General features: G+C 61.5%; 19 protein-coding genes. 6 read left to right on the top strand and 13 right to left on the bottom strand.

What is annotated here, in order from left to right; all coding sequences use genetic code 11:
- Positions 1-39: 39 nt before the first annotated feature.
- From AC13RE_RS08435 to AC13RE_RS08405, 7 genes are all read right to left on the bottom strand, one after another.
- Positions 40-828, bottom strand: a complete 789-nt coding sequence (locus tag AC13RE_RS08435; RefSeq protein WP_488562626.1) for a crotonase/enoyl-CoA hydratase family protein — start codon at positions 826-828, stop codon at positions 40-42.
- Positions 825-1,694, bottom strand: a complete 870-nt coding sequence (locus AC13RE_RS08430; protein ID WP_488562625.1) for a hydroxymethylglutaryl-CoA lyase — start codon at positions 1,692-1,694, stop codon at positions 825-827. The genes AC13RE_RS08435 and AC13RE_RS08430 overlap by 4 nt, the downstream gene beginning before the upstream one ends.
- Positions 1,691-3,679: an acetyl/propionyl/methylcrotonyl-CoA carboxylase subunit alpha gene (locus AC13RE_RS08425; protein WP_488562624.1), complete on the bottom strand. Its 1,989-nt coding sequence runs from the start codon at positions 3,677-3,679 to the stop codon at positions 1,691-1,693. Before AC13RE_RS08425 ends, AC13RE_RS08430 begins: the two co-directional genes overlap by 4 nt.
- A 9-nt stretch (positions 3,680-3,688) precedes the next feature.
- Positions 3,689-4,072: a RidA family protein gene (locus tag AC13RE_RS08420; protein WP_015339146.1), complete on the bottom strand. Its 384-nt coding sequence runs from the start codon at positions 4,070-4,072 to the stop codon at positions 3,689-3,691.
- 10 nt (positions 4,073-4,082) lie between these two features.
- Positions 4,083-5,690 carry a carboxyl transferase domain-containing protein gene (locus AC13RE_RS08415; RefSeq protein WP_488562623.1) on the bottom strand — a complete coding sequence of 536 codons (1,608 nt, stop codon included), beginning with the start codon at positions 5,688-5,690 and terminating at the stop codon, positions 4,083-4,085.
- A 35-nt stretch (positions 5,691-5,725) separates the two neighbouring features.
- Complete coding sequence (locus AC13RE_RS08410; RefSeq protein ID WP_488562622.1) at positions 5,726-6,889, bottom strand: isovaleryl-CoA dehydrogenase; 1,164 nt, start codon at positions 6,887-6,889, stop codon at positions 5,726-5,728.
- 86 nt (positions 6,890-6,975) lie between these two features.
- Entirely contained in the window at positions 6,976-10,485 is a 3,510-nt protein-coding gene (locus AC13RE_RS08405; RefSeq protein WP_488562872.1) for an indolepyruvate ferredoxin oxidoreductase family protein, read from the bottom strand.
- Positions 10,486-10,758: 273 nt separating this feature from the next.
- Here AC13RE_RS08405 and AC13RE_RS08400 point away from each other — a divergent pair, with 273 nt between their 5' ends.
- Entirely contained in the window at positions 10,759-11,418 is a 660-nt protein-coding gene (locus AC13RE_RS08400) for a glutathione S-transferase family protein (protein ID WP_488562621.1), read from the top strand.
- Between the two features lie 6 nt (positions 11,419-11,424).
- Here the strand turns inward: AC13RE_RS08400 and AC13RE_RS08395 are convergent, their stop codons facing one another.
- A complete protein-coding gene (locus tag AC13RE_RS08395) occupies positions 11,425-12,321 on the bottom strand; it encodes a LysR substrate-binding domain-containing protein (protein ID WP_488562620.1) in 897 nt (298 codons plus the stop codon).
- 150 nt (positions 12,322-12,471) lie between these two features.
- Here AC13RE_RS08395 and AC13RE_RS08390 point away from each other — a divergent pair, with 150 nt between their 5' ends.
- Both AC13RE_RS08390 and AC13RE_RS08385 read left to right on the top strand, forming a co-directional pair.
- Positions 12,472-12,657 carry a hypothetical protein gene (locus AC13RE_RS08390; protein WP_488562619.1) on the top strand — a complete coding sequence of 62 codons (186 nt, stop codon included), beginning with the start codon at positions 12,472-12,474 and terminating at the stop codon, positions 12,655-12,657.
- A gap of 26 nt (positions 12,658-12,683) precedes the next feature.
- Positions 12,684-13,040 (top strand): MmcQ/YjbR family DNA-binding protein, encoded by a 357-nt coding sequence (locus AC13RE_RS08385; RefSeq protein WP_488562618.1) that lies wholly within the window; start codon positions 12,684-12,686, stop codon positions 13,038-13,040.
- 4 nt (positions 13,041-13,044) lie between these two features.
- Here AC13RE_RS08385 and AC13RE_RS08380 read toward each other — a convergent pair whose 3' ends face one another.
- Positions 13,045-13,665 (bottom strand): glutathione S-transferase family protein, encoded by a 621-nt coding sequence (locus AC13RE_RS08380; RefSeq protein ID WP_488562617.1) that lies wholly within the window; start codon positions 13,663-13,665, stop codon positions 13,045-13,047.
- 154 nt (positions 13,666-13,819) lie between these two features.
- The gene (locus tag AC13RE_RS08375) at positions 13,820-14,176 is read right to left on the bottom strand and encodes a DUF4406 domain-containing protein (protein ID WP_488562616.1); all 357 of its coding nucleotides are present in this window, start codon (positions 14,174-14,176) and stop codon (positions 13,820-13,822) included.
- 125 nt (positions 14,177-14,301) lie between these two features.
- Here AC13RE_RS08375 and AC13RE_RS08370 point away from each other — a divergent pair, with 125 nt between their 5' ends.
- Both AC13RE_RS08370 and AC13RE_RS08365 read left to right on the top strand, forming a co-directional pair.
- Complete coding sequence (locus AC13RE_RS08370) at positions 14,302-15,057, top strand: DeoR/GlpR family DNA-binding transcription regulator (protein ID WP_488562615.1); 756 nt, start codon at positions 14,302-14,304, stop codon at positions 15,055-15,057.
- Positions 15,058-15,136: 79 nt separating this feature from the next.
- Positions 15,137-15,625: a DUF2127 domain-containing protein gene (locus tag AC13RE_RS08365; protein WP_488562614.1), complete on the top strand. Its 489-nt coding sequence runs from the start codon at positions 15,137-15,139 to the stop codon at positions 15,623-15,625.
- Between the two features lie 13 nt (positions 15,626-15,638).
- Here AC13RE_RS08365 and AC13RE_RS08360 read toward each other — a convergent pair whose 3' ends face one another.
- Both AC13RE_RS08360 and AC13RE_RS08355 read right to left on the bottom strand, forming a co-directional pair.
- Positions 15,639-16,646 (bottom strand): asparaginase, encoded by a 1,008-nt coding sequence (locus AC13RE_RS08360; protein ID WP_488562613.1) that lies wholly within the window; start codon positions 16,644-16,646, stop codon positions 15,639-15,641.
- Between the two features lie 100 nt (positions 16,647-16,746).
- Entirely contained in the window at positions 16,747-17,373 is a 627-nt protein-coding gene (locus AC13RE_RS08355; protein ID WP_488562612.1) for a helix-turn-helix transcriptional regulator, read from the bottom strand.
- A gap of 101 nt (positions 17,374-17,474) precedes the next feature.
- Between AC13RE_RS08355 and AC13RE_RS08350 the strand changes: the two genes are divergently transcribed.
- The gene (locus AC13RE_RS08350) at positions 17,475-18,896 is read left to right on the top strand and encodes an MFS transporter (RefSeq protein ID WP_488562611.1); all 1,422 of its coding nucleotides are present in this window, start codon (positions 17,475-17,477) and stop codon (positions 18,894-18,896) included.
- Here AC13RE_RS08350 and AC13RE_RS08345 read toward each other — a convergent pair.
- On the bottom strand, positions 18,877-19,875 hold the full coding sequence (locus AC13RE_RS08345) for an NAD(P)H-quinone oxidoreductase (protein ID WP_488562610.1): 999 nt from the start codon (positions 19,873-19,875) through the stop codon (positions 18,877-18,879). The two genes, AC13RE_RS08350 and AC13RE_RS08345, sit on opposite strands and share 20 nt — an antisense overlap.
- Between the last annotated feature and the right edge of the window lie 59 nt (positions 19,876-19,934).

Genomic DNA, 19,934 nt, shown 5'->3' with positions numbered 1-19,934 from the left:
GCAAAAGTATGCACCGGTTTTGCGATAACGGCATGCGCCTTAACCCGTTCGCCAGTTCGGCTGCCGTTTTTCGAAGAAGGCAGTAATGCCCTCCTTCGCCTCGTCGGTCTCCCAGGCGTCCGCCAGTTGCTCGACGACGTGATCGATCATGCCATCGGTAACCGGTCTGCCGACGGAGCGCGCCAGGGCCTTGGCACGAGCGGCAGCCTGCGGTGATGCCGCTAGGAAATGGCGGACCTCCGACTCCACGGCCTCGTCCAACGCCTCCTCCGCCACGACTCGTGACAGAAGACCTGTTGCATGTGCCTGCCAGGCATCGATGATCTTGCCGGAGAGGAAGAGCGGGCGCGCATTCGTCTCGCCGATCCGGGCGACGACATAGGGGCTGATTGTAGCGGGAATGATGCCGAGGCGTACCTCCGTCAGACCGAAGCGGGCTGTCGATGCCGCGATCACCATGTCGCAGACGCTGAGGATTCCGATGCCGCCGCCGAAGGCATTGCCGTGAACACGGGCGATCAGCGGCTTGGGCAGTTCGTTCAGCGCCTTGAACAACATGGCAAGCCGCCGCGCTTCCGCCATGCGCCCCTCCCGCGTGGCGTCGAACTGGGCGCGCATCCAGCCGAGATCGCCGCCAGCGCAGAAACTGACACCCTCACCGGTGAGCACGACGACACGCACCGCTTTGTCGTGGGCAAGCTCATTCGTTCCAGCCGTGAGATCATCGATCATCTCGGCCGACAGGGCATTGTGCTTTTCGGCGCGCGTCAGCGTCAGATAGGCGACACCGCGTTGGTCTGTGGTGATGCGGATCGTTTGCGATATCATGCGGCACTCCTGAGGCTGCGGGCGAAGGCGGCGGCGGCCGCAAGCTTGTCCTTGTCCAGGCCGGTTTCGTATCCCTGCGCCTCTAGATAGTCGCAGACCGCCACCGTATCGACATTGCCCTTGGCACCAGGGGCGAAGGGGCAACCACCGAGGCCGCCGGCTGAAGCATCGAAGACGCGCAGGCCGCGCTCCAGGGCGACGGCAATATTCTCAAGCGCGCGTCCCGACGTATCGTGAAAATGCCCTGCCAGAACCATGGTGGGCAGTTCGCCCAGCACTGCGGCAAGCATCCGGTCGACAGCCTCAGGGGTACCTTTGCCGATCGTGTCGCCGAGGCTGATTTCATAGCAGCCAAGGGCACGAAGCTGCCAGGCAACGCTGACGACATTCTGCGGCGGTATGGCACCCTCATAAGGGCATTCGACGACGCAACTGACATAGCCGCGCAATGGGACGCCACGATCCCGGCTGGCAGCGGCCACCGGCCGGAAGCGTTCAATGCTCTCGGCGATCGAGCAGTTGATGTTGCGCATGGAGAAGGTTTCGGAAGCCGACGCGAAGATCGCGACCTCATCGGCGCCGGCAGCGAGGGCGGCTTCGAAGCCCTGCATGTTGGGCGCCAGCGCTGCATAGCGGATGCCGGAACGCCGCTCTATGCCGGCCATGACATCGGCGGCATCGGCCAGCTGCGGCACCCATTTCGGACTGACGAAGCTCGTAACTTCGATGCGCTCGAAGCCGCAATCGGAGAGCTGGTTTATCAGCTCGATCTTCCCCGCGGTATCAACCGGCTGCTTTTCATTCTGCAGCCCGTCGCGCGGCGCCATCTCGACGATGGTGACGTGGTTGGAGGGTTTGTCGATCATGCCGCATCCTCCGGTCGAAGCGACAGAAGCACGGCGCTTTCGCTGGTCTGATCCCCTTCGCCGACATTCAGGCTTTCGACGATGCCATCGCGAGCCGCCGTCAGCGTCAGTTCCATCTTCATGGCTTCCATGACGATCAGCGCCTGTCCCTTGGTCACCGGGTCTCCCTCGCGCACGCGCACGATCTTGACGAGTCCCGGCATTGGCGCGATCACGCGATCGCCGCCGCTAGCCGCCTCCTCTCCTCCGTCAAGAAGATCGAGGCGATGGAAATGATGCGTCTGCCCATCAAGGAACAAAGTCACACCTGACGATGTCTCAAAGACATCCAGTTGAGATTGCCGGCCGTCGATCTCGACATGGCGGGCAAGGCCCTCACCTGCGAGCAAGCGAACGAGAATGATGCGATCGTCAAAGGCGACGCTGAACAGCGACCGATTCTTTGCAGCCACGCGGCATTTCTGATGGCCGCCAGCAAAATGCAGCGTGACGAGACGGCTCGCCTCTCCCCAGAGCTGCCAAGGGCCGAGCGACAGCCACGGGTCATTGCCAGCGGCTCGCGCGAACCCACCCGCCTCGACGATAGCAGCGACGGCAAGAGCCGCATCGTCGGGCTGCCGCGCCAAAGTCAGCGCCTCGACGTCACGGTCGATCAATCCCGTGTCCGGATGGCCGGCGGCGAAATCCGACTGACGGCTGAGGCGAATGAGGAAATCGAGGTTGGTCGTGGTCCCGGCGACCTGCGTCTGCTCCAGGCCTCGCGTGAGCTTCGCCAGGGCGGCTGCCCGATCCGGCGCATGCACCGTCAGCTTGGCGATCAGCGGATCGTAATGCGGGGTGATGGTATCGCCCTCGCGCACGCCCGCATCGATGCGGACATCGCCTTCGGGAAAGCGTAAGCGAGAGAGCGTGCCGGTTGCCGGCAGGAAGCCGCGTGAAGGGTCTTCGGCGTAGATGCGCGCTTCGAAAGCCCAGCCGTTTATGGTAAGTTCATCCTGCGTTTTTGGCAAAGGCTCGCCGTTAGCAACCCGCAACTGCCACTCCACCAGATCGACGCCGGCGATCGCTTCGGTGACGGGGTGTTCGACCTGCAGGCGTGTATTCATTTCCATGAAAAAGAAGCGATCCGGCGACAGCCCGTCGGAGACATCGGTGATGAATTCGACCGTGCCGGCGCCGCGGTAATCGATGGCGCGGGCGGCGCGAACAGCCGCTTCGCCCATGGCGGTGCGCATCTCTTCCGTCATACCAGGCGCCGGTGCCTCCTCGATCACCTTCTGGTGCCGGCGCTGCAGCGAGCAATCGCGCTCGAAAAGATGCACGGCATTGCCGTAGCTGTCTCCGAAGACCTGGATCTCGATGTGGCGCGGTCTAACGAGATATTTTTCGATCAGCACGGCATCGTCGCCGAAGGCGGATTTCGCCTCGCGCTTCGCCGCCTCCAGAGAAGCGCCGAAATCCTCCGGCCGGTCGACGCGGCGCATGCCCTTGCCGCCGCCACCCGCCCGCGCCTTGATGAGAACGGGAAAGCCGATGGCCGCCGCCTGATCGGCAAGAAAGCCGGCTTCCTGTCCATCGCCGTGATAGCCGGGCACGACAGGCACGCCCGCCCGCTCCATCAGCGCCTTAGCCGCATCCTTGAGGCCCATGGCCCGGATCGAGGCCGGCGATGGGCCGATGAAGACGAGACCGGCAGCTTCGACCGCCTCGGCGAAATCTGCGTTCTCCGAGAGAAAGCCGTAGCCTGGATGAATGGCCTCCGCCTGGGTGCGCTGAGCCGCCGCAATGAGCTTCTCTTTCGAAAGATAACTTTCGCTCGCCGCCGCCGGGCCGATATGGATGGCTTCGTCGGCTAGCGCCACGTGCAGCGCATCCCGATCGGCGTCGGAATAGACGGCGACCGTGCGGATGCCGAGGCGCCTCGCCGTGCGGATGACACGGCAGGCGATTTCGCCGCGATTGGCGATCAGTATCTTCGAAAACATCGGCAGACCCTATTGCGCGGCAATGACTTCGACTTCGAGCAGCCAGGCCGTATCGAAAATCCCAGCGATCACCACAGTCATGGCCGGCGCGAGCGAGCCGAGATATTCGCTGCGGATCTCGCGGTTCTCCATGGTGTGATGTCGATCCGCCAGAAAGGTGGTGACCTTGACGATATCTTCTTTCGTCATGCCGGCCGCCTTCAGTTGGGCGTCGATGTTGTGCCAGACTTGGCGAGCCTGCGCCTTAAATCCCTCCGGCAAGGCATCATCGACATCGGTCGGTATCTGTCCGCTGATAAAAAGCAGTCGCTCGAAATTCTCAAGCTTTACGGCTTGGGCATAGCCGCCGCGGGGCTGCGGCGCATTCTTGGCATTGATGGCATCGCGTTTCATCTCCGTCTCCTCACATCCTGAACAGACCGAAGCGTGTGTCTTCGATCGGTGCGTTGAGTGCTGCTGAAAGCGACAGAGCCAGCACGTCGCGGCTCTTGCGCGGATCGATGATGCCATCGTCCCAAAGGCGGGCCGAGGCGTAGAGCGGGTGGCTCTGGGTTTCGAACATCTTGAGCGTCGGCGCCTTGAAGGCGGCCTCTTCTTCCGGCGTCCAAGGCTTGCCGGCACGTGCCAGCGCCTCGCCGCGCACGGTGGCGAGCACGCCCGCCGCCTGCTCTCCGCCCATGACGGAGATGCGGCTGTTGGGCCAGGTCCAGAGGAAGCGCGGCGAATAGGCACGGCCGGCCATGCCATAGTTACCCGCACCGAAAGAGCCGCCGATCAGCATGGTGATCTTCGGGACCCTGGTGGTGGCCACGGCCGTCACCAGCTTGGCGCCGTTCTTGGCGATCCCTTCCGTCTCGTATTTGCGGCCAACCATGAAGCCCGTGATGTTCTGCAGGAAGACCAGCGGGATCTTGCGCTGGGAGCAAAGCTCGACGAAATGCGCGCCTTTAAGCGCCGACTCCGAGAAGAGGACGCCGTTGTTGGCGATGATGCCGACTGGAATGCCGTGTATATGGGCAAAGCCGCAGACCAGCGTCGTGCCGTAGCGCGCCTTGAACTCATCGAGGCGGGAGCCGTCCACCATGCGGGCGATGACCTCACGCACATCATAGGGCGTGCGCAGATCCGAGGGGACGATGCCGAGAATTTCCTGGGGATCGTAGAGCGGTGCCTCGGGCGTACGAAGCTCGACGCTCTCGGGCTTGCGGCGATTGAGATTGGCGACCGCCTGGCGGGCAAGCGCAAGTGCATGAGCATCGTCGCGCGCCAGATGATCGGCAACACCGGAGAGGCGCGTATGCACATCGCCGCCGCCGAGGTCTTCGGCCGAAACCACCTCCCCCGTGGCCGCCTTGACCAGCGGCGGACCGGCGAGAAAGATCGTCCCCTGCTTCTCGACGATGATGGTCTCGTCCGACATGGCCGGCACATAGGCCCCGCCGGCGGTGCAGGAGCCCATGACGACGGCGATCTGCGGAATGCCGGCGGCCGACATATTGGCCTGATTGTAGAAGATGCGGCCGAAGTGATCGCGGTCCGGAAACACCTCGTCCTGGTTCGGCAGGTTGGCGCCGCCGGAATCGACGAGATAGATGCAGGGGAGATTGTTTTCGGCGGCGATTTCCTGCGCGCGGAGATGCTTCTTCACCGTGATCGGATAGTAAGTGCCGCCTTTGACCGTGGCATCGTTGCAGACGATCATGCAATCGCGGCCGGAAACCCGGCCGATGCCGGCGATCAGGCCGGCACCCGGCGCGTCGCCGCTGTAGAGACCGTTCGCGGCAGTCATGCCGATTTCCAGAAACGGCGTGGAGGGATCGATCAAGCCGGCAACGCGATCGCGCGGCAGCATCTTGCCGCGGCTGACATGGCGCTCGCGCGCCTGCGCGCCGCCGCCTTCCGCCGCCTGCGACGCCGCAGCCTCGGCAATGCCGATCGCCTCCAACATGGCGGCGCGATTTTCCCGGAAGCGATCCGAATGCGTCGATATCTCTGATTTCAGGACGGTCATGCGCTTCACCGGTTGATGGGAATGGAATTTCGCAGTCAGGCCGTTTCGCCGAACAGCTCGCGGCCGATCAGCATGCGCCGGATTTCAGACGTCCCGGCACCGATCTCGTAGAGCTTGGCGTCGCGCAGCAGCCGTCCGGCGGGATAATCATTGGTATAGCCATTGCCGCCGAGCGCCTGGATGCATTCGAGCGCCAGCGCCGTTGCCTTCTCGGCGGAATAGAGGATGCAGCCGGCTGCATCCTTGCGCGTCGTCTCGCCGCGATCGCAGGCGGTCGCCACCGCATAGACATAGGCACGCGCGGCATTCATGGTGACATACATGTCGGCCAGCTTGCCCTGCATTAGCTGGAACTCGCCGATCGACTGGCCGAACTGCTTGCGCTCATGCATGTAGGGCAGCACCACGTCCATGCAGGCCGCCATGATGCCGACGGGGCCACCGGAGAGGACGACGCGCTCGTAATCGAGACCCGACATCAGCACCCGCACCCCGCCATCCACCTGACCAAGAACATTCTCCTCCGGCACCTCGCAATCGAGGAAGATCAGTTCCGAAGTGTTCGAGCCGCGCATGCCGAGTTTGTCGAGCTTTTGGCCGACGGAGAAGCCGGGGAAGCCTTTCTCGACGAGGAAGGCGGTGATCCCCCGCGGGCCGGCATCCGGCGACGTCTTGGCGTAGAGGACGAGAACATCAGCATCCGGACCGTTGGTGATCCACATCTTGCTGCCGTTCAGCACATAGCGATGGCCGCGTTTCTCCGCTTGCAGCTTCATGGAGACGACATCGGAGCCCGCGCCCGGTTCCGACATGGCGAGAGCCCCCACATGCTCGCCCGAAATCAGCTTCGGCAGATAGCGCTCCTTCTGCACCGTCGTACCGTTGCGGTAGATCTGATTGACGCAGAGGTTGGAATGGGCGCCGTAGCTTAGGCCGACGGAGGCGGAAGCGCGACTGATTTCCTCCATCGCCACCGTATGGGCGAGATAGCCGAGGCCCGCGCCGCCATAGGCCTCATCGACTGTGATCCCCAGCAGGCCGAGATCGCCCATTTCCCGCCACAGATGCATCGGAAAATTGTTGTTGCGATCGATTTCGTCGGCAAACGGTGCGATACGGTTGGCAGCGAAACGGCGCACCTGCTCGCGCAATGCGTCGATGTCCTCTCCCAGCGCGAAGTTCAATCCCCCTGCAAACATCCGGCTTCTCCTCCCGATATTCCCGAACGCGCGATCCTTACGAACCTATACCTCTTTATGCCCGCTTCAAGTTTCGGCCGTCGCCATCATGCGGCGTCGGCAGGCATGGGCTGTTTGCCCTGCGTCTTCACAGGCGCCTCATAGGCCTTCAGCTTGTCAGCAATTCTCACCATGATCTTGCGGGCGGCCTCCTCCTTGACCGGTCCGAAGCCTCTTATCTCATCAAACAGCGAGAGGATGGCAAGGGCCTCGGCCTCGTTGTCATGTCGCAGACCGGCAAGTACCCGCTCGACAACCCCTTCATAGTCAGCAATCAGGCGACGCTCCAGCCGGCGTTCCGCCATATAGCCGAAGGGATCGAAGGGTGTGCCACGCAGGCGCTTCATCGGCGCAAGGACGCGGAGCAACGGCAGGATCCACGCGCCGAACTCGCGCTTCTTCGGCCGGCCGTTCGGATCCTTACCGCCAAGGATGGGCGGCGCGAGATTGAGGGCCAGCTTGAAGTCCCCTTCCATCTCCTCGCGCAGATGCGTTTCGAAGGCCGGATCGGTCAGAAGACGCGCGACTTCGTATTCATCCTTGTAGGCGAGAACGCGTGCATAGGTGACGGCAACCGCAAAGGGCACCTTGTCCGAAAGCCGCTCTTTTGCAGCCAGGGCGTTGGCATGGGCCACAAAGGCGGCATAGCGTTCGGCAAGCGCCGCATTCTGATAGGCGGTCAGATGCGCCTTGCGGTGTTTGATGAGTTCATCGAGGCTCATCTCCGCCAACGTCTTGCCGGCATCGGGTTCCGCCATCATGGCATGCACGGCCTGCGGATCATGCGCCAGAAGCCTGCCCCAATGGAAGGCGGAGAGGCTCGCCTTGACGGCGACACCGTTGAGCTCGATCGCCTTTTCGATCGCTTCCAAAGAGAGAGGCAGAAGGCCGCGCTGCCAGGCAAAGCCGGTCAGCAGGATATTGGTCGACATGGCATCGCCAGTCACCTCGGTCGCGACGTGGCCGAAATCGAGGAAGACAGACTTGTCGCTGACGGTCTTGGCGATCGCGTGCTGGATCGAACCGGTCTTGAAATCGAAGTCGCGGTTTCGGACGAAATCGGCGACCGGCATCAGCCCGGTGTTGACGATGGCCGTGGTGCGGGTCGGCGAGCAGAGCGTGATCGCATCCTTGGAGGCGCCCACTACTTCGTCCGCTGATAACAGCAGATCCGCGCCGCCATTGACGATGCGCGACGAGGTGACATCGGCCTGATTGTGGCCGATGCGCAGATGGCTCATGACAGCGCCGCCCTTCTGGGCAAGGCCGGCCATGTCGAGGATCATCGGCACCTTGCCGTCGAGATGCGCGGCCATGCCGAGGATGGCGCCGATGGTCAGAATGCCCGTGCCGCCGACACCCGCAATCGCAATGTTCCACGGCCGGTCGCCGATGACGGGGATTTCGGGCATTGGGACATCGACATCGGCGTGATCAAGCGCCTTTCGCTTGCGGCGCTTGCCGCCATGAACGGTCACGAAGGACGGGCAGAAGCCTTTGACGCAGGAGAAATCCTTGTTGCAGCTCGACTGATTGATCTGCCGTTTGCGGCCGAATTCCGTTTCCAGCGGCTCGACGGAGATGCAGTTGGACTGTACCGAGCAATCGCCGCAGCCTTCGCAGACAGCCGGATTGATGAAGACGCGTTTGGCCGGGTCTTCCATCAGCCCGCGGCTGCGGCGACGGCGCTTCTCTGCTGCGCAGGTCTGGACATAGACGATCGCCGAACAGCCCTCGGTCTCGCGCAGCGTCAACATCACCTGATCGATATGGTCGCGATGCAGCACCTTGACGCCGGGTGCGAGGTCGGAAGCGCGATAGGCATCGGGATTGTCCGAGAGCAAATAGATCGGCTTGACGCCTTCATCATGCAGCTGCTTCGTCACCAGCTGCGGCGTCAGGTAGCCGTCGATCGGCTGGCCGCCGGTCATGGCGACGGCATCGTTGTAGAGCAGCTTGTAGGTGACGTTGACCTTGGAGGCGACGGACTGGCGGATGGCGAGAATGCCGGAGTGGAAATAGGTGCCGTCACCGAGATTGACGAACATATGCTTTTCGTCGGTATACCGGGCGATCGCCGTCCATGGCACGCCTTCGCCGCCCATCTGGGTGAAAGTCTCGGTGTTGCGGTCCATCCAGGTGACCATGTAGTGGCAGCCGATGCCCGCAATGGCGCGGCTGCCTTCAGGAACCCTGGTGGACGTGTTGTGCGGACAGCCGGAGCAGAAGAAGGGTGTGCGGTTCAGCGGCGCCACATGGCTGCGGCTGATCTGGCCGCGCTCGGCGAGATAGGCGAGCTTGGCGGCGATGCGGTCATGCAGGCCCTGATCGAGATCGAGCTTGACGATACGCCCCGCAATCGCTCTGGCGACGGCGCCGACAGTCAATGCCGCCGAGAGGCTGAGATAGGGCTTATCGTGTTCGTCGAACTTGCCGACGATTCGCGGACGGACATCGGCGCGCCAGTTGAAGAGCTGCTGCTTGATCTGGTTCTCGATGATCTCGCGTCGCTCCTCGACGACAAGAACCTCGTCCAGCCCTTCGGAGAAATGCCTGACAGCCTCGGGCTCCAGCGGCCAGGGCATGCGCACTTTCAAGATACGCAGGCCGATCGCTGCCATTTCCTGTGGGCCGATCTCCAGCTCGCGCAGTGCCTGCAGCACATCCTCATAGGCCTTGCCGGACGAGATGATACCCAGACGGGCGTTCGGCACATCGTGGGTGATTTCGTCGACGCGATTGGCACGGGCAAAGGCGATGGCCGCATAGGCCTTGTAGGTCTGCAGACGATCGTCCTGGACCAAGGGTGGATCGGGCCAGCGTAGATTGAGGCCACCGGGCGGCATTTCGAAATCGGTCGGCAGGACGAATTGCCGCCTCTCGCCAGAGAGATCGACCGCCGCCGTCGTCTCGATGGTGTCGGCGATGAACTTCATGCCGACCCAGCAGCCGGAATAGCGCGACATAGCGATGCCGAGCAGGCCGTATTCGAGAAATTCGTGGATGGACGAGGGATAGATGACCGGGATGACGGCAGACATGAAATCATGGTCGGTCTGATGCGGCATAGTCGAGGACTTGGCGGAATGGTCGTCGCCGGCAATACAGAGGACGCCGCCATATCTGGAGGTTCCAGCCGCATTAGCGTGCTTCAGCACATCGCCGGAACGGTCGACACCGGGACCCTTGCCGTACCAGATACCAAGCACGCCATCCTTGCGGGCGCCGGGGGAAAGGCCGACCTGCTGCGAACCCCATACGGCCGTCGCAGCAAGATCCTCGTTGATCCCGGGCTGGAAGGTGACGTCGTATGCGTCTAGGTAAGTCTTGGCTTTCAAGAGCTGCTGGTCGTAGCCGCCGAGCGGCGAGCCGCGATAACCTGAAATGAAAGCCGCCGTATTGAGGCCGGCGGCGCGGTCGCGGCGCATCTGCGTCATGGGCAGCCGCACCAGCGTCTGCAAGCCGGTCATGAAGACGCGACCTTCCTCTGCGGTATATTTGTCGTCTAGCGATACACTGGTCGCAAGCATCTGCTCTCCTCCCGAGATCGCAGTCACCACATTCGCTTTGTCTCCGCTGGAAACCTCCTACCGCTTCCAACGAAAATCATGACGCAATTCTAACATGCAGCGGCGCTAATTTCCGAACGAAGGCTGGGCGTCGGCCGCATGATTTGTAAAGAATTAGGGCATCTGACGGATATTTTCGTGCTTCGACCCGTCGCATACGAGCATCCATCACGAGGTTTCATCGGAGATATCAGCCGCAAGGGGTTTTCCACATCCGACTCGCCCCGTAAGGTCCCGCCCATTCGAATCTGGGAGACGCATATGCTGACGATCTACGGTGTCTATCGCTCACGCGCTTCGCGCAACTATTGGATGGCTGGGGAGCTCGGCATCGAGTTCAAATCCGTGCCCGTCATCCAGGCTAGCCGGCTTGCCAATCCGCTGGCTGCCGATGCGCCGATCAACACGATGTCGCCAGAGTTTCTGGCAGTCAATCCGATGGGCATGATCCCCTGCATCAAGGATGGCGACCTCGTCCTGCATGAATCGCTCGCCATCAATCTTTACCTCGCGCGCAAATATGGCGGTCCGCTGGCCGGCAAGACGGTGGAGGAAGAAGGGCAGATGTCGATGTGGACCATGTGGGCGGCAACCGAAGTGGAGCCCTATAGTGTCGCGCTCGTGCGCATCTATGACAATGCCCAGGAAAACAGCGAGGCCGGCAAGGCCGGGATCGCCGTTGCCTGCCGCTCGCTGAAGAAGCCGCTCGATGTGCTGGAAAAGCATCTGCAAAGTCAGGATTATCTCGTCGGCAATCGCTTCACAGCCGCTGACTTGAACCTCGCGGAAGTGATGCGCTATGCCCAGACAGAACAGGAGTTGTTCGACGCGCGTCCGAAGATGAAGGCCTGGATCGAGCGCTGCCAGGCACGCGATGCCTACAAGGCCATGCAGGCGACCCGCGGTCACGAGCCGGTCTGATAGATCCTATCGGAAGAGACGCATGCTCTCTTCCATCTCCTCGCGAATCCAGGCCTTGAAGGCGGTCACCTTCTTCGGCTCCCGCACGCCGGGGGCGGTGACGAAATAATGGCCGAAGCCCGTCTTTACGCGGATGCCGAAGGGATCGACGAGGCATTTCTGCTGCAGAGCATAGCCAGCCAACGTCTGCCAGGCGAGCATCACCCCCTGCCCTGCTATGGCCGCATCCAGACAGAGCGACGCGTCGTTGAAGATGTGCCGCTCTTCCATGCAATGGCCCGATAGTCCCGCCTTGCGCAGCCATACCTCCCAGCCGAACATGGCGTGTCCATCGATGACGGCGGGGACTTTCAGAAGATCGGCGGGCTCCCGGAGCGTGGCGGCAATCTGTGGCGTGACGACCGGGAACACTTCCTGCGTCAAAAGCAGCTCAGACTTGACGCCGGGCCATTGCCCGCTGCCGACCCGGATGCCGATATCGACATCCGATGTCGCCGGATTGATCAGGCGCGTGGTGGCATCGATGCGTAGACGGATATCCGGGTGGCGGCTGGCGAAGCGATCCAGCCGATAGACCAGCCAGCGAGCCGCGAAGACCGGCGCGACCGAAATCGTAAGGATATTCTCATCCTCGTGCTGCGCAAGCGCGACTGCGGCCGTAAGCGCTTGGAAGCCCTCGTTAAGTCTCGTCAATATCGCCAGCCCCGATGCCATGGCCATCATGCCTTTTGGAGTTCGCTCGAACAGTGGTCGTCCGAGCTGCGCCTCCGCCTTGATGACCTGTTGGCTGACCGCACCGACCGTCACACCGAGTTCGTCGGCGGCCGCCTGCAGCGAGCCCAGCCGGCCAACAGCTTCAACGGCGCGCAAGCCATTCAGATGAACATTGTTTAGGTTTCTCATTATAGAATATCTATATCAGTATCTCCGCATTCTCAATTGCATCGAGCGCATATTCGCGCGATTATCGCACCATGAAATTGAAGACCGTCGCCGCTTGCTCAGCTGATGCCCTCATGGTTGCATCGATGCGAGCATCCAAGGAGGCATACCATGTCGATCTTGAAGCTTTTCTTCAGTCATCTTCTCGAAGAGGATCGCAAACCGGACAGCGATCCGTTGCAGCATCCCATGCTTGCGGCCATGTCGCTGGAAGAACTGGCCGACCTGCCGCTGATGCCGGAAAATCTCGGGCGTCCGCTGGACAAGCAGTGCACTCAGCCGGAAGAATGCGCCTGAGAGAGACCTACTCCACGCGTGCAAACATGACATCTGCCATCGATATGGACGTTATCGCCGAACGATTGCAGCGGCTTATCGCGCAAGCCCGGCTGCCCGAGGTCGAATCTGGCCTGCATTATGGCCTGCCGGCCTTCAAAGTCGGTGGCAAGGCGTTCGTGACCGTCAAGAACAACGAGACCATCGTGCTGTCGCTGCCGATCGACAGGAAGGAGCAGCTGATGGAAATGGCGCCGGAGATCTATTTCCAGACCGATCATTATGTCGGCTGGCCATCCCTACCCCTGCGCATCGGGGCGATCGGCGACGAGGAGTTGCAATTGCGCCTGATCGAGGCGTGGCGATACCGCGCCTCGAAAAAACTTCTGGCAGCATTCGGCTGATCGATCAGCCCTGTTCGACGGCAAGCGCCTTCTGAACGGCCGGACGCTCAAGCATGCGCTCATAATGCGCGTTGACCTTGGGGAACTGTTTGATATCGACATTGTCTCCCGGCAGCCACTTCTCCATGGTAAAGAGATAGCCGTCGGCGACGGTATATTGCTCGCCCATTACCCAGGGACCCTTCAGCATCTTGGCTTCGATCAGCGCGAAGCTTTCGGTCATGGTCTGCGGCACCTTGGCCTTCATCGTCTCGATGGCTGCCGCATCGTCGGTCCAGCGGTAACCGCGCCCCTTGTGGGAATGGTTCACATGAACGGTGGAGACTATGTAGCTGTTGAAGGATTGCATCTGCGCGAATTCGAAGGGGTCGTCGAGCGGTGCCAGCTTCGCGGCCGGCACGATCTGGGCGATGTAGGCCATGATCGCGATATTCTCGGTAAGGACGCCGCGATCGGTCACCAGGGCCGGAACGCGACCCTTGGGATTTATGGCCAGATAGTCCGGCTGGCGCTGATCGCCATTGGCGAGGTTGAGGCGACGGTGCTCGTAGGCGAGACCGGATTCTTCCAGGGCGATGAGACTGGCGAGCGCGCAGCTTCCGGGCGCGAAATAGAATGTCAGCATGTTCCGTTCCTCGATTGAACTCCGTGAGGAAGCTAGAGCGAACCCGGCCGATACGGAAGTGGCTGATGCTGATGGGCGCCACAAAAGGTTTTGATCGGTCGAGCCGGCATGCCCATCCCCATGGGCTGGCGCGATGGGGATGGGCTGCTCGCGTTTAGGCGCAGCCGGGCACGTCTTCCAGTCTGTACCAGACGGGGATACCGCGCTCGCGGGCAATGCGGACATCATTGTCCGCGCCCTTGGAATCACCGGGCAACCTTAGAACACCCTCGCAAAGCTGCAGCAGTCGGCCGGCCGTTGGGTGGAAAATCTCCTCATAGAGATCGTCGCCGATACTCTTGCCGCCAGCGGCGCGCCAGACCGGCAGCGCAACCCATTCGCCGATCATCGGCAGATGCCCGGCCTTGAACAGCGCATAGGAAGGCTCCTCAAGGCGGTTGAGGTTTTCAGCCATCTTTTTCGGATCATCACCAGTGCCGGAGCGATAAGGCCCCGCGATCAGGATCAACATGTCTTGTCTCCTTTTTAGCTCCTGCTTGCTGCAGGAATTTGCACGAATATGCGCATATTTTCTTGAATGTCGAATCGATTCTGATAAATTCGCGATTATTCGTGATATATCGTGCAGAGATCGGCATGCTGACCAGCCAACGGAAAACCCTCATCCTCGACAGATTGCGCCGGGACGGCCAAGTAATCGCCAAGGCATTGGCCGATGATCTCGGGCTATCCGAAGATACGATCCGTAGGGATCTGCGGGAAATGGCGACGGAAAAATTGCTGAAGCGGGTGCATGGTGGCGCACTGCCGCTGTCACCGGAGCTGCCCGATTTTACCGCGCGGCAGATGGTCTCATCCGATGCGAAGCGACGGCTTGGTACTTATGCGGTCAGCATGATCCACCCGGGCCAGACCGTGTTTCTCGATGGCGGCACCACCAATGCCGAGATCGCTCGTCAGCTCCCGAAGGATCTTGCCGTCACCATCGTCACCCACAGCCCGACGATCGCAGGCGACCTGGAGCATCATCCGCTGGCCGAAGTAATCCTGATCGGCGGCAAGCTCTACAAGCATTCGATGGTCACGACGGGTGCCGTCGCCATGGCGGCCATCGCATCGATAAGGGCCGACATTTTCTTTCTGGGCGTCACTGCCATCCATCCCGCCCGCGGCTTTTCGACCGGCGATTTCGAGGAAGCGGCCATCAAGCGGCATATCGCGCAATGCTCGGCGGAAACCTATGTGCTGGCGACGATCGAGAAGCTCGACGCTGCCTCGCCATGCCAGATCCTGCCGATGAAGGATGTGTCCGGCCTGATCGTATCATCGGATGTTCCGGAGGAAAGCCTGGCGCCCTACCGGCATGCCGAGATGCCGATCTTCCTGGCCTGAGGCCAAAGCTACATCTGTCCACCTTGCCGCCATCGTCGATCGGGCCTACCTCCATATGCGCCAGAGGTTACGATCGCCCATGAACGAACGCCGCATTCACCAGCTTTTTGAAATCAGCGTCCTGTTGAAGGGTGCGCATGCCTTGATCGAATGTCTTGGTGGCATAGTGCTGGCGCTCGTCAGCACCGACTCGATCCTTCGGCTGGCGAACCGAATCACGCAGCCCGAGCTGCTCAACGACTCGCATGATTTCATCGCGACGCACCTGCTCACTTGGGCACAGGACTTTTCCGTCGGTACGAAGAACTTCTATGCCTATTACCTGCTGAGCCACGGGCTGGTGAAGGTGCTGTTGGTCATCGGCCTGCTCCGGGGCAAGATGTGGGCCTATCCGGCCTCGCTGGTCGCCTTGGGTCTTTTCATCGTCTACCAGCTTTACCGCTTCACCGACACGCATGGCATCGGGCTCATCATCCTCACCATCTTCGACCTGGTGGTCATGGTTCTCATCTGGCAGGAATATAAGGTCGTCCGGCACCATGTACCGGCTCAGAAAACGAGCGGCTGAGACGAAGAGTAAGCTATGCCCTCAACGCAGCTGCCGGCCTGATATCGCCGACCTGGATGCCGTTCCAGTTCTTGAAGGATCGGTCGGCCATTGCCATCAGTCCGGCATGAACAGGGCCGTCCTTCTCGAAGAAGCGGGCCAATGTTGCGGCCACCATGACCTCCGCCGCGCGAGTGGTGCCGTCGTCGCATTTAAGGGCGATGGCGATGCCCTGTTCGGGGATCGCCGCGCAAAATACGCCTTCCGCGCCGGTCTTGGCGAAGATGCGGCCGGGAGCGATCTGCATCAGCTTGGTGCAGGCGCGATCGGTGCCGGCAACGTAAAAGGGCTCGGCCATGCAGGCCTCGAACAGCCGGCGCGATGCCTTGGCGCGCAGGGGGGCCAGCCCGACACCGGTCGCCATTTTGGCAAAGCCATGCGCCAGACCCTTCAGCGGCACGGCATAGGTCGGGATCGAGCAGCCGTCCGTACCGCAATTGTCGTGCGCCAGAATAGCGCCAGTCAGGCTCTGCATCGTGTCGCGGATCTGCTGCTGCAGCGGATGGTCATAACCGACATAGCCCTGGGGATCGATGTCCTGATGGCAGCAGGCGCAGACGAAGCCGGCATGCTTGCCGGAGCAATTGTTGTGCAGCGCCGTCGGCTTGTCGATGGTGCGGGCCTGATGAATCAATGTCTTCTGATCGAAAGACCAATGTGCGCCGCATTCGAGCGTGCCGACATCGCGGCCGGCGCGCGCCAGCATGGAGGCGGCGAGCGCCACATGCTCATCCTCCCCATTGTGGGATGAGCAGGCGAGCGCCAATTCCTTGTTGCCGAAGCCATAGGCGTCCGCGGCACCGCTTTCGACCAACGGCAGGGCCTGCATCGCCTTGCAGGCCGAGCGTGGAAAGACGCCGCTTTCGATATCGCCGAGCGAGAAAACCAGCTTCCCATCGCCATCGACGACAACGACGGAGCCGCGATGATAGCTTTCCACCTGATTGCCACGGGTGACTTCGACGCAGATGGGATTGGACATGACGGAATGCAGCCTCTGATTTGCTAGACGGCCAGCGATAGCCGCTGCCCCCGGGATTGCCAATCGCCGATGCCGGCGGGCAATATCAAAAAGCGATCTCTCAGGCTGCGTGGCGGATCCTGTAGGCGCAACGCCGGGCGCCGAGCAGGATGTGCTCCTCCCGTTCGACATCAGCACCAAGCACCATGCGGAAAGTCTCCAGCTCCGATCGGCAGAAGCCGGCACAGGCAGATGCGGCAGCACAGATGGGGCAATGGTTCTCCACCAGCACCAGCGAGCCATCCTTGTCCTGCCAGTGATCGGCCATATAGCCTTCCCGCGTGCGGATGGCGGCGAGGCTTGCGACGCGCGACGGCAGATCGGCCGAAAGGTCGATCTCGCTGCGGTAACGTCGAAGCGTCTCTGTTTCGCGCGCCGAGATGACCGCATCGACGGCACCCTGCCCCAACTGGCTGACCATGGTCGCAAGCAGAGTGGCAGTCAAATCGGCATGGCCATCGGGAAATTGCCTGTTGCCGGCCGCCGTCAGATGCCAGAACTGGCGCGGCCTGCCCCTGCCGGCGGCAGCTTCTGCCACCGGCTCGACCAACCCCTCCTCAGCCATCTTCGTAAGCTGCTGGCGTGCCGCCTCCGACGATATGCCGAGCGCATCGCCAACGGCGGCCGCCAGTTGCGGCCCGTCGGTTTTCAACAGGATGAGAATTCGATTGGCGGGTGACTGACGCATTTTTCCAAGTTTTCTCTTGTTTTAATCCAACAAGGATGTAATTTTCCAAATTATAACTTGGAAAATAATCAATCGCTAGGGAAAATACCGAGGATCGCCCGATGTCCAGCATCGAAAACACTACCCCTGCCTCATCCTCCGTCTTCACATTGTTTTCGCCAAAACGTCTGCCCGCGACGCTGATGCTCGGCGGAGGTGTCACGCTTTATGCCGTTGAATCCTACATCACCGCCACGATCGCACCCTCGATAGTGCGGGACATCGGTGGCCTTGAACTGTTCTCATGGATGACGACGCTCTTCGTCGCAGCCGGCGTGCTTGGCTCGATTACCGTTGCCACGCGGCCGAAGGGCATGGGCCTGCGCACGGTGTATGTAGGGGCGGCGCTTACTTTCGGCATCGGCAGCCTGGCCTGCGCTATCGCGCCGATGATGCCCGTATTGCTTGCGGGTCGCGCCATCCAGGGCTATGGGGCCGGCATGCTCTCCGGCCTCGCCTATGCCTTCATCCGTTTCGTCTATCCGGAGATATTGTGGCGCAAGGCCTCTACCCTCTATGCCGCCATCTGGGGTGTGGCGACCGTGCTCGGGCCAACACTCGGCGGCCTCTTCGCCGCCGGAGGCGCATGGCGCGAGGCATTCATCATTCTCGTGCCGCTGACCATCGTCATGGCGCTTTCCGCGCGCCGGCTGCTGCCCGATGTTGCGGATGACCGGATCGATACGAGGACGCCGCTCGCCCAGATCGGGCTTCTGCTGGCCGCCGTCCTGTTCGTCAGCATCGCCGGCACCGTCGATCACGGAACCTACAAGGTGGTGCTGATTGCGGTTTCCATCATTTTGGTCGCGACGATGGTCGTGATCGAGCGCAAGAGCGAAGTGCGCCTCCTGCCCTATGGCGCCGTCATGCTCGGCAATCCGATTTCGCGACTCTATCTCACGATATTCACGATGATGCTTGTGCTGACGAGCGACATTTACATTCCCTATTTCCTACAGACCCTGCACGGTGTCACGCCGCTCGTCTCCGGTTATCTCGTTGCGCTCGTCGCACTGGGCTGGACCATAGCAGCCTTCTTCAGCGCCTCTTTTTCCGGCAGGCAGGCCGCCATCGCCATCATCGGCGGCTGCATTCTGGAAACGGCCGCGACCGCATCCTTGATCTCCTTCCTAGCAACGAACACGCCTTTTGATACCGTCGCCAGGTTTGCGCCCGCCGTTATCACGATGTTCCTGATGGGATTCGGCGTCGGTCTCGGCTGGGCGCATCTTGTGACCAGGATCATCGGCATCGCCCGCAGGACCGAACAGGACAAGGCTTCGGCGGCGATCTCTATGACGCAGTCGCTGGGCGGCGCATTCGGTGCAGCGCTCGCAGGCGTCATCGTCAATGGAGCGGGCCTGACATATCCTGGCGGTATCAGCGGCGGCCTCTCTGCAGCAATGTGGCTCTATGCGCTGATGGCGATACCCGGCCTGATCGCGGTCATCCTGTCCTTCACGATCAAGCCAGCTTCAGCATGATCTTGCCGATGTGGTCGCTCGTTTCCATCAAACGATGCGCCTCGGCCACATCGTCGAAAGAGAAGGTCCGATAAATGACCGGGGCGACGGTGCCCTGGTCGAGCAGCGGCCAGACCTGGGCGAGAAGATCGTCGCGAATGGCTCGCTTTTCCTCAGCCGTGCGTGGACGCATAGTCGATCCGGTCACCGTCAGGCGCTTGACCATGATCAGCGCAAGGTTGGCCTTCTCCGCCACCGCGCCGCCAAGGAAGGCAATGATGGAAAGGCAGCCGTCTCGGGCAAGCGAGGCGAGGTTCTTCTCCAGATAGGCGGCGCCGATCATGTCGAGAATGATATCGACGCCATGTTCCGTCTCGGCCTTGATGACCTCGGCGAAATCTTCCTCTTTATAATTGATCGCCCGTTTGGCGCCGAGCTTCTCGCAGGCCTCGCATTTTTCCTTCGACCCGGCGGTCGCATAGACCGTCGCACCGAAAGCGTGGGCAAGCTGGATCGCCGTCGTGCCGATGCCGCTGGAGCCGCCATGGATCAGCACGCTTTCGCCTTCGGTTAGCCCCGCCATCTGGAAGAGATTGGCCCATACGGTGAAGAAGGTCTCGGGGACGGCGGCCGCGCGGACGGCGTCATAACCGTTCGGGAAGCGCAGCGCCTGGCCGGCGGGAAGCACACAATATTCGGCATAGCCGCCGCCATTGGCTAGGCCACAGACCTTGTTGCCGATGGCAAATTCGGTCACGCCAGGCGCGACATCGACGACCTCGCCTGATATTTCGAGACCGAGGATCGGGCTTGCTTCCTTCGGCGGCGGATAGGTCCCCTGCCGTTGCGCCACATCCGGCCGGTTGACGCCGGCGGCCTCGACGCGGACCAGGATCTCGCCTGGCTTCAACACCGGAAGAGGCTTTCGGGCGATGGTCATGACTTCAGGTCCGCCAAAGGATGGCAAATCCACGAAACGCATTTCAGACGGCAAGGGCATGGCGCAATCTCCTCTCCCAGCAAAGCAGTGGAGATAGTTTAGCGCAGCGCACTTGAAAA

Source organism: Martinezella sp. CNPSo 3959 (assembly GCF_057784355.1).
Note: the sequence above shows the minus strand (reverse complement) of the source record. Positions and strands in the feature narration are given on the sequence as shown.

Excerpts from the sequence above, each read along its gene's own strand:
- AC13RE_RS08360 (WP_488562613.1), bottom strand. The coding sequence starts at position 16,646 with ATGTCCAATCCCATCTGCGTCGAAGTCACCCGTGGCAATCAGGTGGAA.
- AC13RE_RS08385 (WP_488562618.1), top strand. The coding sequence starts at position 12,684 with ATGACATCTGCCATCGATATGGACGTTATCGCCGAACGATTGCAGCGG.
- AC13RE_RS08410 (WP_488562622.1), bottom strand. The coding sequence starts at position 6,889 with ATGTTTGCAGGGGGATTGAACTTCGCGCTGGGAGAGGACATCGACGCA.
- AC13RE_RS08365 (WP_488562614.1), top strand. The coding sequence starts at position 15,137 with ATGAACGAACGCCGCATTCACCAGCTTTTTGAAATCAGCGTCCTGTTG.
- AC13RE_RS08430 (WP_488562625.1), bottom strand. The coding sequence starts at position 1,694 with ATGATCGACAAACCCTCCAACCACGTCACCATCGTCGAGATGGCGCCG.
- AC13RE_RS08370 (WP_488562615.1), top strand. The coding sequence starts at position 14,302 with ATGCTGACCAGCCAACGGAAAACCCTCATCCTCGACAGATTGCGCCGG.
- AC13RE_RS08380 (WP_488562617.1), bottom strand. The coding sequence starts at position 13,665 with ATGCTGACATTCTATTTCGCGCCCGGAAGCTGCGCGCTCGCCAGTCTC.
- AC13RE_RS08425 (WP_488562624.1), bottom strand. The coding sequence starts at position 3,679 with ATGTTTTCGAAGATACTGATCGCCAATCGCGGCGAAATCGCCTGCCGT.
- AC13RE_RS08345 (WP_488562610.1), bottom strand. The coding sequence starts at position 19,875 with ATGCCCTTGCCGTCTGAAATGCGTTTCGTGGATTTGCCATCCTTTGGC.
- AC13RE_RS08375 (WP_488562616.1), bottom strand. The coding sequence starts at position 14,176 with ATGTTGATCCTGATCGCGGGGCCTTATCGCTCCGGCACTGGTGATGAT.
- AC13RE_RS08435 (WP_488562626.1), bottom strand. The coding sequence starts at position 828 with ATGATATCGCAAACGATCCGCATCACCACAGACCAACGCGGTGTCGCC.
- AC13RE_RS08395 (WP_488562620.1), bottom strand. The coding sequence starts at position 12,321 with ATGAGAAACCTAAACAATGTTCATCTGAATGGCTTGCGCGCCGTTGAA.
- AC13RE_RS08400 (WP_488562621.1), top strand. The coding sequence starts at position 10,759 with ATGCTGACGATCTACGGTGTCTATCGCTCACGCGCTTCGCGCAACTAT.
- AC13RE_RS08350 (WP_488562611.1), top strand. The coding sequence starts at position 17,475 with ATGTCCAGCATCGAAAACACTACCCCTGCCTCATCCTCCGTCTTCACA.
- AC13RE_RS08390 (WP_488562619.1), top strand. The coding sequence starts at position 12,472 with ATGTCGATCTTGAAGCTTTTCTTCAGTCATCTTCTCGAAGAGGATCGC.
- AC13RE_RS08415 (WP_488562623.1), bottom strand. The coding sequence starts at position 5,690 with ATGACCGTCCTGAAATCAGAGATATCGACGCATTCGGATCGCTTCCGG.
- AC13RE_RS08355 (WP_488562612.1), bottom strand. The coding sequence starts at position 17,373 with ATGCGTCAGTCACCCGCCAATCGAATTCTCATCCTGTTGAAAACCGAC.
- AC13RE_RS08420 (WP_015339146.1), bottom strand. The coding sequence starts at position 4,072 with ATGAAACGCGATGCCATCAATGCCAAGAATGCGCCGCAGCCCCGCGGC.